The organism is Psychrobacter sp. P11F6, assembly GCF_001435295.1.
Lineage (GTDB): Bacteria > Pseudomonadota > Gammaproteobacteria > Pseudomonadales > Moraxellaceae > Psychrobacter.
The window spans coordinates 1,511,864-1,526,826 of record NZ_CM003594.1 but is presented as its reverse complement, the minus strand read 5'-3'; the positions used below and the strand labels follow the sequence as shown (position 1 = coordinate 1,526,826).

Here is a 14,963-nt window from a genome sequence, read left to right as displayed (position 1 = left end):
TCAGTATTCATTGGCGTTATCGTTGATACAGTAAGATAAAATAATAATACGGATATAAGGATATTGTATGGCGATTGCTTCTTCACGCTCTGCCTCTACTGGGTTGGTCATTGGTTGTATTATCTTTGGTTTAGGTAGTTTGATTGTCGCTCACGTTGATATTGGCGGTTGGGCAATGGCATTTTGGCGCTTGGCTATTTCAGGTGTCGTATTCGCTGTATTGGCCAAAATCATGGGACAGCGTCTACCCCGCTCAAGGCGCGCTATTTTTTATGGTTTATTATCAGGTGTCTTTTTAGGCTTAGATCTGGCGCTCTGGCACGAGAGTATTTATGCGGTCGGCCCTGGTATCTCGACTTTACTGAATAGCCTACAGATTTTCTTTTTAGCCGCCATTGGGTTCTTATATTTTAACGAACGCCAATCTATATTGCAGCTCATCAGTTTATTTTTAGCCATGTTTGGTGTGGCCATGATAGGCAGTCCTGAGTTTGCGCATAACAGCGCCGCCACTTGGGGGTTCATCACTGGTATCGTTTCAGGGGCAATGCTAGCAGCATCGATGACTTTTATCCGTAAGACCCATGATACTGAACCCACACCCATATTTATGCTGATGCAGCTGATTAGTATCGGTGGTGTATTGGCGATGATTATTCCTATGTTTGTGTTTGATATGGGTCATATTTTGCCAAATACTTGGTCTGAGATTGGCTGGGTGCTCATCTACGGTACGGTGATGCAATGCTTGGCGTGGGGGCTAATTGCCTATTCCATTCCTAAGCTGTCTTTGGCGTTAACTGGATTATTATTATTATCAGAACCCATTGCCGCATTGGTCATTGATTATAGCTGGCTGGACAAACCAATTAATAGCTTACAGTGGAGCGGTGCTCTGTTGACCATGTTTGCAATCTATTTGGGTTCACTGAAACCTAAGCCGCGCGCCCTACGACGTTATCGGTTTTTCTCAAAATTTTATAAGCGAGACTACAAGTAGCTTTTATTCTGCATTTTTATCGTGCACTTGTTGCCCCTCCATAAAAAGCGCCCATGCTACCTATAGCATGGGCGCTTTTTATGGAATGATATACGCTGTGACCGTCATTAACTGATAGGTATAAAACCTCAGCATCATAAAAGCTGATTACTTAGCCAATGATTGATGAGTGGCTTTCGCTTCAGATCCTTGATTAAATAACGCATTTAAGACAATCGCTGCCAAAGTCGCCGTACCGATACCGCCCAAATCAAATCCGCCTAAATGCAAACTAAAGTTACCCGTACCCATAATAACGGTCACGGCCGCGATGATTAGGTTACTGTTTTTGCTAAAGTCGATACGACTGTCTATCCAAATTTTGACGCCTGCAATAGCAATCAAACCAAACACCACAATGGACGCACCGCCCAATAAAGCGGCTGGTATCGTCTGAATGATGGCACCAAATTTTGGTGATAGTCCCAATAAAATAGCCACCACACCTGCCACGACAAATATTGTTGTGCTATATACCTTAGTCACCGCCATCACACCGATGTTTTCAGCATAAGTCGTCACACCAGTACCGCCAAATCCTGCTGAAAAAGTGGTTGCCAAACCATCAGCAAAAAATGCTCGACCCATATAAGGCGTTACACGAGCTTTGGTCATACCTTCGACAGCCTTAAAATGCCCTAAGTTTTCAGCCACCAAAATAAAGGCCACAGGCGCAATCAGAATAATAGCACTCATCTCAAAGCGAGGCGTATGGATACTAGGTAAGCCAAACCACGAAGCAGCTGCCACACCACTAAAGTCAATCGCCGTACCAAAACCCATGACGTTGGTCATGATAAAATAGGCAAAATAGGATAATATTAAACCAACCAGTAATAGCAGACGACGCAGCATACCACGTGTAAAGACAGCCACACCACTGATAAGTAATACGGTCAAGGTAGCCATCCAAGCATCAAACTGATTGGCAGACACTCCTTGAATGGTCACTGGCGCTAAGTTGAGACCAATAATCATCACAATAGCACCAGTAACGATAGGCGGCATCAAACGCTCAATCCAGCCAGTACCCGTTTTCATCACCAGCAGCCCAATTAACGCATAAATGATACCGCAAGCCATGATGCCGCCCAAAGCGACATTCAAATTACCATTGAACCCTGCGCCTGCATAAGCTGTCACAGCGATAACGGGACCAATGAAAGCAAAACTTGAGCCCAAATAGCTCGGCATGCGCCCACCAGTGATCAGAAAAAACATCACCGTACAGATACCTGACATCAAAATGGCTAAGTTGGGATCAAAGCCCATTAACAGCGGCGCAAGCACGGTCGCACCAAACATCGCAAAAGTATGCTGTACACCTAATAGCACGCTTTTTGACGGTGGCAAATATTCATTGATACCGACTGGATCACGATCTAAATCGCCTTGATAAGGACGCCATGTCGGAAACCAGCGTCCATTTTCAAAGTCTAGATTGTACGGAGGACTGATCGCCGCAGCCTCTAATCCAGGTTCAGCAGATGGTGCTTGAGCGCTGTTTTCTAAAGGCGAGGAAGGGTCTTTTTGAGAGGGCATACACGCTTGTCCTATGTAAACTGGGCTAAAATAATAGACAACAGTAAATGAAAAATAAAAATTGCGTTAAATCAGGGCATCAATCGGCGAGAATATGTGGCTAGAAATTACGATAACGAGTAAAATCCGCATCTTTTCATTTATAATATGTCGCCCTGATTCATTCATTTATGTTGCAATATGGCAAACCAAAAGTATTATTTGGTATGATGACCATGTTTTGGTAGATGTATGTGGTCGGATATGTTTAACTAAAAAATGGTTATGGTCGCTTATGACTCAGTGTACTCTGCAGCGACAATCAACTTACAGGATGTTACATAGCCATTAGCTCCGAGCATGATAGCGGAGTTTCAAAACAAATAAAAGTTATTATTCAATCACCATTTTTCCTCTTTTGCGTTAATACTTCCATGGGCGGTGCTTCCTCTACACCTTTGTCGGTGCTATAAGCGAGAGCTGCCTGTTATATTCTCAATGAAAGTGCCTAAAGCAGCTATACAACATGTTAGTGCACTTAAAAAACTTGGTAAGTTATTATGATTAGTGTTTTTGATTTATTTAAAATTGGTATTGGCCCATCAAGCTCACACACGGTAGGACCCATGGTCGCCGCCAATCTTTTTTTGGGCTCATTAACCAAGCAAACAGAGCTGACGGCTATTACAGGCGTTGAAATTGAGCTTTATGGCTCTTTGGCAGCCACAGGCAAAGGGCATGCAACCGATACTGCTATATTGTTAGGGCTGCTTGGGCATGCTCCTAGTACGATCGATACCCGTTTGACCAGTCAATATTTGTCACCGATTTTTTCGGACAAACAGCTCAATATAGCAGGCACGCATGTTATTGCCTTTGAGACAGAGCGCGATATTCATTGGTATGACGAAACTGTTTTGCCCTACCATCCTAATGCCTTGACTATCCGTGCATTATTGACCGACGGCAGTCATTATCAACAAACCTATTATTCGGTAGGTGGCGGCTTTGTTATCAATGAAGAAGATGCCACCAATCCGGATGAAGATAACGCCACGCCGACCATTGACGCCATTCCGTACCCCTTTAACAGCGCCGCAGAATTGCTGGAGCAATGTCGTCAACACCACTTAAACGTGAGTGAATTGGTGCTAGCGAATGAATGTCATTACCGCAATCAATCAGAAGTTTTTGCTTACTTAGACTCTATTTGGGAGTCAATGCAGGACTGCGTGACACGAGGCTGTCAAAACAGTGGCATATTGCCTGGTGGCTTGGATGTAAAACGCCGTGCCCAAGCATTACATCTACAGCTGTGCGCCGAGAAAAACCAACCCATTACCAAAAATGACAAACTCGCTGCCATGGACTGGATTGATTTATATGCCTTGGCGGTCAATGAAGAAAATGCCAATGGCGGAAATGTCGTCACTGCCCCCACCAACGGTGCAGCAGGTATTATTCCTGCGGTGATGCATTATTATCGCGACTTTTTATCAAGCTATAGCCAAGATGGTGCACGCAAGTTTTTGTTAAATGCGACCGCTATTGGCAGCTTAATCAAACAAAATGCCTCCATCTCTGGTGCTGAAGTTGGTTGCCAAGGTGAAGTTGGTTCTGCTTGTGCCATGGCAGCTTCTGCATTGGCAGAAATCTTAGGCGGTGATCCAGCTAAATGCCTTAACGCGGCCGAAATTGGTATCGAACATAACTTAGGTCTGACATGCGACCCTGTAGGCGGTCTAGTGCAAGTGCCTTGTATCGAGCGCAATGCCATGGGCGCAGTTAAAGCTGTCAATGCGGCGCGACTTGCTTGCCGTGGTAATGGACAGCACTTTGTCTCTTTAGATAAAGTGATTGAAACCATGAAAGTCACTGGTGCGGATATGCTAGATAAATACAAAGAAACCTCACGAGGCGGTCTTGCCGTTTATGCAGACAATCGCATCCCTACTGCCACTCATGGCGTCAGTGTAAAATATAGTCAGTGCTAACATAACGATTGTTTAATATAGCTTATCCTGACATCACATTCCCAAGTATTTGCTGAAATAAAAAAAGACCCCTAATATAGAATTAGAGGTCTTTTTTATTTTGGTTAAATATACTCGTTAACTAGACATGCTCAATGATTCATTACTCAGCTGTTTTTGAAACCACTTCGTTTAGAATCCAAACTGGCTTAGCCATGTTAGTATTTTCATCCATCATGACTTCTTGGCGAACGTCTAGAACATAACGATAGTTTGGCTCATAAGTAAAGCCCTGAATATTGCCGTTTAAAGGTGTGTAGTTTTTTTGATAAGTCTGACGATACTGTAGGCATTCTGCTTCAACTTTAGTACCCTCAGCTGTTGACAGCTCACAGACAGCTTTCAGTGGTGCTACTTCTATCTCAAAACTTGGAATGTTAACCACTTTAACATTCATAGGTTGCCCATCGACAACCATCGTACGTTCGTTATCCATACCCATGGTAGAGCAACCTGACAGGGCAAAGGCGGTCATTACTGCTGCAAGTACTAATTTTTTCATTATTAAATCCTCAGTTAATTGTTATAAATACATTATTAATGGTTTGAGATTATTGTTTTGGACACATCATGCTGGTAAATATATATTTAAAAATATCAGTCAATTTTTGCGATGGGTGTAATACTACTGTCAATATTGAGCCGAGCAAGAGTATTCACTTCATTTAGCTTTACCGAATAAACCTATTACGTCTCAATAATGTCGTCTATTGTTTGTTTACTGAGGTCAGTATAGAGCGCAACTCGTCTTCTGCTCTATAACTGCTTTGTAAAGTAACGTCAGCTTTTGCAACTGATGTTAATCACGCGTATTGAATAGTAGAGTAAATTGATACTGAGCAAAATTTACACATCAAAAAGCCAGAGTGATAGTCACTCTGGCTCAGTTATTCGTTAAACAGTATTTTACTTAGCTGACAGTGATAACCCTTAGCTACGGTAATCGGCATTAATCTTGACGTAGTCATAGGACAAATCACAAGTATAAACCGTATCGCTAGCATCGCCGCGAACAAGGTCAATATGAATGGTAATCTCGGGGCGACTCATGACTGCTTTGCCCGCTTCTTCTGTATAGCTAGGCGCGACGCCACCATTCTGGCAAATCATGACTTCGTCTAGATAGACATCCACCTGTTCCGTATCCAAGTCTTCGATACCCGCATAACCCACTGCTGCTAAGATACGACCCCAATTGGCATCGCTAGCGAAGAACGCGGTTTTGACCAACGGTGAATGCGCGACCGCATATGCCACATCGCAGCACTCTTGCGTCGTCTTACCACCAGTGACGTTGACAGTCATAAACTTGGTAGCACCCTCGCCATCACGTACGATTAATTGCGCCAGACGGACAAATACCTCGGTCAAAGCCGCAAATATAGCCTGATAATGCGGATGCTCTTGGCTGTCAATGATATCTGAGCTGGCAGCACCTGTGGCGATCAACACACAGCAATCATTGGTTGAAGTGTCGCCATCAACAGTGATGCGGTTAAAAGATTGTTCGTTGATGGCACTTAGCATCTCCTGTAATAGGTCAGCAGCGATATTAGCATCGGTCGCCACATAACCCAGCATAGTTGCCATATTAGGGCGTATCATACCTGAGCCTTTCGACATACCTGTCACATGATAGCTAACACCCGCCACGTCGATTTTTTGGCTAGCGAGCTTCGGAATCGTATCTGTGGTGCGAATACCATTCGCCGCGGCAAGCCAATTATCAGCCCCCAAATTGGCAAGTGCATTATCTAAGCCTGCGATGATCGCATCGCTATTTAATGGCTCACCAATGACACCCGTCGAGAATGGCAATATTGCATTACTATCCACGCCAGCCTTACTCGCTAGGGCTGCACAAATATCAACGGCGCGACGTTTGCCATCAGCACCCGTCCCAGCATTAGCATTACCTGTGTTAGTGACCAAATAACGCGGACTGGCCTTGGCAAAATGCTCACGCAACACCCGTACAGGTGCTGCACAAAAGGTGTTTTTGGTGGTCACAACCGCAGTGGTCGCGGTATCAGCGATCTCAATCACTACTAAATCATCTCGGTCTTTATAGCGTACGCCTGCGGCAGTGGCGCTTAGCTTGATTCCTTCGATAGGATAAATAATATCAGGTACTGCAACATTTCCGACTGCCATGGTTCAATCCTTATTGTAAAATTTTTATCGTTATTTATAACGGATGATGCGATAAACACTGAGGTGCGTTGAGCCTTCAACAATGACGCTACTGCTGGTGAAGTATCAAACGCGACCTATATAAATATTACCGTTTTTTTAAATCAAATGCCGACCAAATTGGCGCATGATCAGACGGTTTTTCCATCGCCCGTAGCTCATAACTAATCCCAGCATCAACACAGGCTTCAACAAGATCCGAGCTGCACAAAATATGATCGATACGCAAGCCACGTTTCGGCTCATCATTGAACCCACGACTGCGATAATCAAACCAGCTATATAGCTCTGTGCTTTCTGGATAATGTAAGCGATAGGTATCTGTCAGCTCGCGTGACATCAGCGCCGCATACCACTCACGTTCTTCTGGTAAAAATGAGGTCTTTCTATTTTTCAACCAGCGCTTAGCATTGACGTCGCCGATGCCAATATCAGTATCTTCTGGGGCAATATTCATATCACCCATGATTATGAGCGAGCGACCTTCTGCTTTTAGGGTATCGATATATGCCATCAAATCTGCATAATAAGCCCGCTTCATCGGGAATTTGGTCGGATGGTCTTGGCTCTCTCCTTGTGGAAAATAACCATTGAGCACATCAATTTCACGACCGTCAAATTCATAACGGGCATGAATAAAACGCTTCTGTGCCTCGACATCTTCACCAGGAAAACCCTTTTGCACAAATATAGGTGCAACCTTGGATAGTAGCGCCACACCATAATGGGCTTTTTGACCAAAGTACTCTACGTGATAGCCCAGACTCTCTATGTTCTCTAGGGGGAATTGCTCATCATGTACTTTGGTTTCCTGTAGACCCATCACATCAGGATCGATCACTTCTCGCACGGCCTCAAGCTGATGTTGACGAGCGCGAATACCATTGATATTAAAACTGACAAAACGGGTCATAAATTATCCTATATTAATTGATGAAAATACGGTGCTAATATAAAGAAATGGGCCATGAAAATGCATAATCCACTATCATAACAGACGTCGACCGACCTAACTGTTGCGCGCCCTGATATCTTAAGCTAGAGTAGTTGTGGTTAATATGGCTACTATCAAATTTTGGCCATCGAATCATGAACATCGAGCAATATTTACTAAAACAATGACCGAGCATCTTTATGATAAAAAATAACAGCAAAAATACAAACACAGTGGCAAGTGTAGATGGCGAATGTGCGCCATTGTTTACCAAAAATTATAACGTCTATATTAACCATACTGATGCAGGCGGTATAGTCTACCATGCCAATCATTTGGTGTTTTTTGAAAACTGCCGCCGTGATTGGTTTGGGGAACTGAATTTAAATGGATATTTTTTGCAGACTGACGATGGAGAAATCCAACATTTTGTCGTCAGTCAAGCAGACTTGCAATACAAAAAAGCCATTCTGTTAGATGAAGTCATCAGTGTGCGCATCGATAAAGTCGAGTTAAAACCTGCCAGCATTATCTTTTACCAGAGCATTTATCGTCACAGTCCAGACAGCCTTTCTCTTGATCATGCTAATAGCAATGCCAATGCTAGCAGCTTATTAAGTAGTGGCAAAATCATCATTGCTTGTGTGCAAAACCAAGTCAAAACCAAACCGCTATCCAATAGTAAGGCAGATACTGCGGTTGCTAGTGCCACGCCCATGCGCCCTATTCGTGTTCCAAAGCATTTACGCGATGCCATTGAGCAAGCGATCCACGAGCAGTTGAATGCTTAATGGTTGGATACTTAGTGGCTGAATAATTAGTGATAATGACTTATGCATCTTCATAATAATAAACCGATACTGATATTCGAGAATATTCAAGTACACAGTAAACGTACAGCCAGCATACCTGCCTATAATGAGAATAAGGTTGACGATAAAAGTATTAATAACAAAAATATGGAAGCCACAGAAGCCACAACATCTGCGCTATCTACCATTTGTCAAAGATGGATCAGCAAACTAAGACCAAACACTGTCTCTCAGCCAATCATACCTGCTCATCAACGATTATTAATCGATGGCGCCACAGGCAAGCTGTTAGCAGGTCAAGTAACCGTGTTAACAGGCGCTTCTGGTAGTGGTAAATCGGTATTATTACGGGTATTGGCTGGACTACTGCCCATGAGCGGTGGCAATGTTCGTTTGCGCTCTGATGACCAATCAACCAGTAGTGCTTATTGTAGTATCCATGATACTGCACCGATACAGTGGCGCACGCACGTTGCCCTACTCGCCCAGCACCCACAATTATTAGAAGGCAGTGTGCTTGAGAACTTGCAAATGCCTTATCAGCTACAAGCGCATCAGCATCGCAGGTTTGATATCGACTGGCATATCGCACAGCTTGGGCACTTGCAACGCAGCGCTGATTTTTTACAGCAAGAAATCTATCATCTATCGGGCGGCGAGCGGCAACTGGTCAACACGTTACGCCTCTTACAATTGAACCCACGGGTGTTATTACTAGATGAGCCTACCGCGGCCCTAGACAGTGACACATCAGCCCAGCTCGTCAATCTACTCATGAACTGGTTACAGGCAGATAGTCAGCGTACATTACTGTGGGTAACTCACGATACAAAAGACATCATGCCGTTAGCCGATCAGCATTGGCAGATGCAAGCAGGGGTATTAACTGAGATATTCTAACGTTGAGCTAATCCTGTCATGTCACTCTTTAAGATGACTTTTTCTAACAAATTCGCATTAACGTCTATCTTATATTCGTCAGTTTATATAATGAGCCACTATGAGCGGTACAGATGATATACAAGTATTTTTAACTTACGGTGATATTGCCCTTGCCAGCAGCTTAATTATCATCGTTCTTATTATCTCTTGGCGGCTACGCTTACAGCTGACCAAAACGCTGTTAATCGCGGCTATCCGCACGGTGCTCCAGCTTAGTTTTATCGGTTTGATATTGGCATGGATTTTTGCTCGTGAACAGTGGTATGAAGTCCTGTTAATTTTGACCATCATGACCTTGATTGCAGGCGCTGCTGCCAAAAATCGCGTCAAACGTAGCTATAAAGGTTTGTTAACTGACACTTTGCTGGCAGTAAGCGCTTCGGCTATATTAGTCACTGCGATAGCCATCATGATTATTTTAAAGGTACAGCCTTGGTACACACCGCAATTCGTTATTCCTATATTGGGGCTAATATTGGGCAATTCGCTCACCGCTATCTCATTGACCAGCAACCAGTTGATTGAATCCTTTCATGAGCAGCAAGGACGTATAGAGATGATGCTCAGCCTATCTGCTCGCCCATTTGAAGCAGTGCATGAGCCAATACGCGCCGCCATTGTCAATGGCATGACTCCGACGCTGAACTCTATGCTAGTCGTCGGTATCGTTAGCTTGCCCGGGATGATGACAGGTCAAATATTGGCTGGCGCTGACCCCACTCAAGCGATTCGCTATCAGATAGTCACTATGTTTTTGATATGTGTGAGCAGTACGCTCGGCTGTACGATCAGCGCTTTACTCATTTATCGACGCTTTTTTAATAAAAACAAGCAGCTGATATTACCTTAATAATTGAGCATAACTACATTCAGTTGGAGTGCTGACAAATCTCTAGTTGATATATTGATGTTGGCTATGATAAATTTTTTCTTAACTCATTCATTTCTATACTTATTAAGCGGCGAATAGCGTATCTTAAGTGACAAACAGCGCATCTATCTAATCACGTGAAATTCCATAAAAATCATATTTTTCAGCTTTATTTATGCACTGCTCAGTATTTCATACTAGTATAGTATTTGATGATATTCATGCTACTGTATTGCTTAAATGTATCGTTATTTTCTGATACCTTAGTGTTAGATAACAGGTAGAGCTTATTTGAGAGCAAAAATGCTTTTATGATTAAGCGATCTGTTCGTTCAATTGACTTCATTATCCTTTAATAATGATTAAGTCAATTGAACGATAGCAATAAAACCTAGCAGCCAGTCAATAGATAAGGATATTATCACGCTCAGCGGCAAACGGTTTACGTCAGCGCTGATGTGTTTTATTGACACGGATATGACTGCTTTACGACAGAATTCACCCTATTTTAAACTTCAAGGACGCTGACTATGACGCCGAATAAACCTTGGCTTGCCCATTATCCTAATGGTGTACCAAAAACTATCAACCCCGATAGATATAGCAGCATCATGGAGCTGTACGAAGAATGCTTTGAGCGCTTTCGTCTGCACCCTATGAGTATCTGTATGGGCGTGACCCATACCTACGATGATGTTGATAAAGCTTCACTTGCCGTTGCTGCATGGTTGCAGGCGCAGGGTCTGCCTCAAGGCAGTGTGATTGCTCTCATGATGCCAAACGTGCCGCAATATCTGCCAACGATGATTGGTATTTTGCGGGCGGGTTATGTGTGTACCCCAGTTAATCCACTTTACACTGGTCGTGAATTACGCCATCAATTAAATGATTCTGGCGCTCAGGTTATTTTTGTGGTTGATAACTTTGCTCAAGCACTCGAACAAGTCATTGATGAGACCAATATTAAGCGTATTGTCCTATCAAAAATGGGCGACATGATGGGGCTAAAAGGTATCTTGGTGAATACCATCATTCGTCAGGTCAAACGCTTAGTGCCTAAGTACAAGTTGAATGACCCTAAGCACGAAGTGACCAAGTTTCCTGATGTGCTGAAGAAAGGCAAAAGCCTGCCGTTCCACAAACCAAAAATGCAATTAGATCAAAAAGCATTTTTACAGTATACAGGTGGCACAACAGGACTATCTAAAGGGGCTATCTTAACGCAGCGCAATATCGTCGCGGCTGCGATGCAATCAGAAGCATGGACCAAACCGATTACGTCAGAGATTAATGAGGTCTATATCAATATGGTCATGGCGTTACCGCTCTATCATATTTTTGCCTTTATGCTCAGTTTACTCGGCATGCGCTCAGGCTACACCTTTATCTTGATACCTAATCCACGTGATATACCAGGATTCATTAAAACCTTATCAAAACAGCCGTTCCATATATTGCCAGCGGTTAATACCTTGTTTAAAGGCTTACTTGATCATCCAAACTTTAAAGAGTTAGATTTTAGCTCATTACGTATCTCGCAAGCAGGTGGTATGGCAGCAACTGAGCAGACAGCTGCTCGCTGGTTAGAAGTCACTGGTTGCGCCATGATTGAGGGTTGGGGTATGACAGAAGGGGTCGCTGTAGGTACCGCTAACGTCATCACTGATCGCAAGTTCAACGGTACGATTGGTGTGCCTGTCTCTAGTGTCGATGTCATTGTCATCGATGATGAAGGCAATCGCGTTGGTGTAAACGAAGCTGGTGAGATGTGTGTCAAAGGTCCTAACGTAACCTCAGGTTATCTTAACAGAGACAGTAGTGATGACTTTACGGCAGATGGCTACTTTCGCACTGGCGATATCGTCAGCATGGATGAAAAAGGATACTTTAGATTATTAGACCGTAAAAAAGACATGATTTTGGTTTCAGGCTTTAATGTCTTCCCAAATGAGGTTGAATCAGTGATGCTAGATTGTGATGGTATTATTGATTGTGCGGTGATTGGTATTCCCGATGAGCATCAAGGTGAAGCGGTCAAAATTTATATCGTCCCTGCCGATAACAATGTCACCAAGGACGTCATTAAAGAATTTGCATTGGACAATATGACTGGCTATAAATGCCCACGTCATATCGAATTTGTCAGCGAGTTGCCAAAGAGTAATGTGGGTAAAGTATTACGTCAAAAACTGCGTGAAAAGCATATGTCGGACAACCCACAATTGTAAATAAAGAAATCATTATCAAAAAGCGTTTTACATCATATGTAGAGCGCTTTTTTTATGTGAATCTATCATTCTTATACAGAAAATTATTCCTTTGTAACTATAATGTTAATGCTTTTACCTAACAACTTTTTTTACAAAATAGATGATTCGTATAATGATTCACAAATTTCCAAGGAAAATGCCGTTCGCACCTTGTTGCTAACCGCTTATCCTCTATGCTGTTACAACATATATTTTTTGCTTTATCAAACTTAATTATAAACTATCAAGTTCTTGTATAAAAATAACAATATCAATTGTAGTTATGTTAATGTGTTGCCAAAATAAGTCACGCTATTTTTTATTAGTGTGAGTCGATAGTCGTTCAATTCAGATCAGTTTATGAGCAAGTGGTGCTTTTCTTAGTAAGGATAATAGTAACCAGCTGTTTACTGTATTTAGACCACTGCTTTTTATAGTGAAATGAGCTTGTAGTTAAATAATTTATATAGAGGTCACCGTATTTTAGCAGTCTGTGAATCGATAGGATAGCACGCGACAATCCATTGCTCTTAAGGCGATGATTTATATTGTTGACAAGGATGTGACTACTCTTTTATAGAACCTTAACGTATCACAACATTTAAGGACGCTAAGTATGACAGTAGATAAGCCTTGGCTGGCGCAATATCCAGAAAACGTACCCAAGACCATTAATCCTGATCAATATGAGAGCCTCATAGAGCTGTATGAGGAATGTTTCAATCGTTTTCGTATGCATCCTATGACTATTTGTATGGGTGTCACTCATACTTATGGTGATGTGGATAAAGCCTCACTTGCCGTTGCTGCATGGTTACAAGCGCAAGGCATTCCTAAAGGCAGTGTGGTTGCACTCATGATGCCAAACGTGCCGCAATATTTGCCAACGATGATTGGTATTTTGCGAGCGGGCTACGTGTGTACCCCAGTTAACCCACTGTATACCGGTCGTGAGCTGCGCCATCAATTAAATGATTCTGGTGCTCAGGTTATTTTTGTGGTTGATAACTTTGCTCAAGCACTTGAACAAGTTATTGAAGAAACCGACATCAAACGTATTGTCCTCTCGAAAATGGGCGATATGATGGGACTAAAGGGTATTTTGGTCAATACGGTTATCCGTCAGGTCAAACGCTTAGTGCCTAAATACAACCTAAATGACCCTAAATACGATGTGACCAAGTTTCCTGATGTGCTGAAGAAAGGCAAAAATTTGCCTATCCAAGCCCCAAAAACCACATTACAACAAAAAGCAATTTTGCAATATACTGGTGGAACGACTGGTTTGTCGAAAGGCGCTGTTTTGACTCAGCGTAACGTTGTCGCCGCTGCGATGCAGTCAGAAGCTTGGTACCGCCCTATCACCTCAGATATTAATGAGGTCTATATCAATATGGTCATGGCGTTACCGCTTTATCATATTTTTGCCTTTATGCTGACTCTGTTAGGCATGCGCTCAGGTTACACCTTTATCTTGATTCCTAACCCACGCGATATGCCAGGCTTTGTTAAAACGCTGTCAAAACAGCCGTTCCATATATTGCCAGCGGTGAATACTTTGTTTAAAGGCTTGCTTGACCAACCAACCTTTAAAGATTTGGACTTTAGCTCACTGCGCATCTCACAAGCAGGTGGTATGGCAGCAACTGAACAAACAGCGGCGCGCTGGTTAGAAGTTACTGGTTGCCCGATGGTCGAAGGTTGGGGTATGACTGAAGGGGTTGCAGCTGGTACCGCTAACGTCATCACTGATCGCAAGTTTAACGGTACGATTGGTATACCAGTCCCTAGTGTAGATATCATTGTCGTTGATGATGAAGGTAATCGTGTCGGCTTACATCAAGCTGGCGAGATGTGTATTAAAGGCCCAAACATCACTTCAGGCTATTTTAATAAAGACAATAGCAATGACTTTACCAGCGATGGTTACTTCCGTACTGGCGATATCATCAGTATGGATGAACAGGGCTATATCACTTTACTTGATCGTAAAAAAGATATGATTTTGGTTTCAGGCTTTAATGTCTTCCCAAATGAAATCGAGTCAGTCATGCTAGATTATAAAGGCATCATTGATTGCGCAGTGATCGGTATTCCTGATGACCACCAAGGCGAAGCAGTCAAAATTTATATTGTCCCTGCTGATAACAATGTTACCAAGAGTGATATTAAAGAGTTTGCTTTGGACAATTTGACTGGTTATAAATGCCCACGTCATATCGAATTCGTGAGCGAGTTGCCAAAGAGTAATGTGGGTAAAATATTGCGTCAAAAGCTACGTGAAAAGCATATGTCGGATAATCCTCAAACCCTGTAGTGCATAGATTTTAGATTTTTAAAAAGAAGACAATAAAAAACCCTCAGCATTA

Annotated in this window: 11 protein-coding genes; 7 read left to right on the top strand and 4 right to left on the bottom strand. The window is 42.8% G+C overall.

Annotation, left to right across the window (positions count from 1 at the left end; genetic code table 11):
• Window positions 1–67: 67 nt before the first annotated feature.
• A complete protein-coding gene (locus AK822_RS06310; RefSeq protein WP_055124111.1) occupies window positions 68–1,000 on the top strand; it encodes a DMT family transporter in 933 nt (310 codons plus the stop codon).
• A gap of 147 nt (window positions 1,001–1,147) precedes the next feature.
• On the opposite strand, the gene AK822_RS06305 is transcribed toward AK822_RS06310, so the two are convergent.
• Window positions 1,148–2,581, bottom strand: coding sequence for a solute carrier family 23 protein (locus tag AK822_RS06305; RefSeq protein ID WP_060490973.1), 1,434 nt, complete (start codon window positions 2,579–2,581; stop codon window positions 1,148–1,150).
• A gap of 539 nt (window positions 2,582–3,120) precedes the next feature.
• Between AK822_RS06305 and AK822_RS06300 the strand changes: the two genes are divergently transcribed.
• Window positions 3,121–4,554: an L-serine ammonia-lyase gene (locus tag AK822_RS06300; RefSeq protein WP_060490972.1), complete on the top strand. Its 1,434-nt coding sequence runs from the start codon at window positions 3,121–3,123 to the stop codon at window positions 4,552–4,554.
• 142 nt (window positions 4,555–4,696) lie between these two features.
• On the opposite strand, the gene AK822_RS06295 is transcribed toward AK822_RS06300, so the two are convergent.
• From AK822_RS06295 to xthA, 3 genes are all read right to left on the bottom strand, one after another.
• A complete protein-coding gene (locus tag AK822_RS06295; RefSeq protein ID WP_055124114.1) occupies window positions 4,697–5,095 on the bottom strand; it encodes a DUF4377 domain-containing protein in 399 nt (132 codons plus the stop codon).
• Between the two features lie 428 nt (window positions 5,096–5,523).
• Window positions 5,524–6,747, bottom strand: a complete 1,224-nt coding sequence (argJ, locus tag AK822_RS06290) for a bifunctional glutamate N-acetyltransferase/amino-acid acetyltransferase ArgJ (protein WP_060490971.1) — start codon at window positions 6,745–6,747, stop codon at window positions 5,524–5,526.
• A 127-nt stretch (window positions 6,748–6,874) separates the two neighbouring features.
• Window positions 6,875–7,699, bottom strand: coding sequence for an exodeoxyribonuclease III (gene xthA, locus AK822_RS06285; protein WP_060490970.1), 825 nt, complete (start codon window positions 7,697–7,699; stop codon window positions 6,875–6,877).
• Window positions 7,700–7,920: 221 nt separating this feature from the next.
• Between xthA and AK822_RS06280 the strand changes: the two genes are divergently transcribed.
• The 5 genes from AK822_RS06280 to AK822_RS06260 all read left to right on the top strand — a co-directional run bounded on the left by AK822_RS06280 (window position 7,921) and on the right by AK822_RS06260 (window position 14,911).
• Entirely contained in the window at window positions 7,921–8,511 is a 591-nt protein-coding gene (locus AK822_RS06280) for a hotdog family protein (RefSeq protein ID WP_060490969.1), read from the top strand.
• Between the two features lie 42 nt (window positions 8,512–8,553).
• Complete coding sequence (locus AK822_RS06275) at window positions 8,554–9,432, top strand: ABC transporter ATP-binding protein (protein WP_060490968.1); 879 nt, start codon at window positions 8,554–8,556, stop codon at window positions 9,430–9,432.
• A 100-nt stretch (window positions 9,433–9,532) separates the two neighbouring features.
• Window positions 9,533–10,324 (top strand): ABC transporter permease, encoded by a 792-nt coding sequence (locus AK822_RS06270; RefSeq protein WP_060490967.1) that lies wholly within the window; start codon window positions 9,533–9,535, stop codon window positions 10,322–10,324.
• A 551-nt stretch (window positions 10,325–10,875) separates the two neighbouring features.
• The gene (locus AK822_RS06265; RefSeq protein WP_060490966.1) at window positions 10,876–12,573 is read left to right on the top strand and encodes an AMP-binding protein; all 1,698 of its coding nucleotides are present in this window, start codon (window positions 10,876–10,878) and stop codon (window positions 12,571–12,573) included.
• Window positions 12,574–13,210: 637 nt separating this feature from the next.
• Window positions 13,211–14,911 carry an AMP-binding protein gene (locus tag AK822_RS06260; RefSeq protein ID WP_060490965.1) on the top strand — a complete coding sequence of 567 codons (1,701 nt, stop codon included), beginning with the start codon at window positions 13,211–13,213 and terminating at the stop codon, window positions 14,909–14,911.
• The last annotated feature ends 52 nt before the right edge of the window (window positions 14,912–14,963 follow it).

Coding starts and splice junctions, on each gene's coding strand:
- AK822_RS06305 (WP_060490973.1), bottom strand. CDS start 2,581: ATGCCCTCTCAAAAAGACCCTTCCTCGCCTTTAGAAAACAGCGCTCAA.
- AK822_RS06295 (WP_055124114.1), bottom strand. CDS start 5,095: ATGAAAAAATTAGTACTTGCAGCAGTAATGACCGCCTTTGCCCTGTCA.
- AK822_RS06280 (WP_060490969.1), top strand. CDS start 7,921: ATGATAAAAAATAACAGCAAAAATACAAACACAGTGGCAAGTGTAGAT.
- AK822_RS06300 (WP_060490972.1), top strand. CDS start 3,121: ATGATTAGTGTTTTTGATTTATTTAAAATTGGTATTGGCCCATCAAGC.
- AK822_RS06265 (WP_060490966.1), top strand. CDS start 10,876: ATGACGCCGAATAAACCTTGGCTTGCCCATTATCCTAATGGTGTACCA.
- AK822_RS06275 (WP_060490968.1), top strand. CDS start 8,554: ATGCATCTTCATAATAATAAACCGATACTGATATTCGAGAATATTCAA.
- argJ (WP_060490971.1), bottom strand. CDS start 6,747: ATGGCAGTCGGAAATGTTGCAGTACCTGATATTATTTATCCTATCGAA.
- AK822_RS06270 (WP_060490967.1), top strand. CDS start 9,533: ATGAGCGGTACAGATGATATACAAGTATTTTTAACTTACGGTGATATT.
- xthA (WP_060490970.1), bottom strand. CDS start 7,699: ATGACCCGTTTTGTCAGTTTTAATATCAATGGTATTCGCGCTCGTCAA.
- AK822_RS06310 (WP_055124111.1), top strand. CDS start 68: ATGGCGATTGCTTCTTCACGCTCTGCCTCTACTGGGTTGGTCATTGGT.
- AK822_RS06260 (WP_060490965.1), top strand. CDS start 13,211: ATGACAGTAGATAAGCCTTGGCTGGCGCAATATCCAGAAAACGTACCC.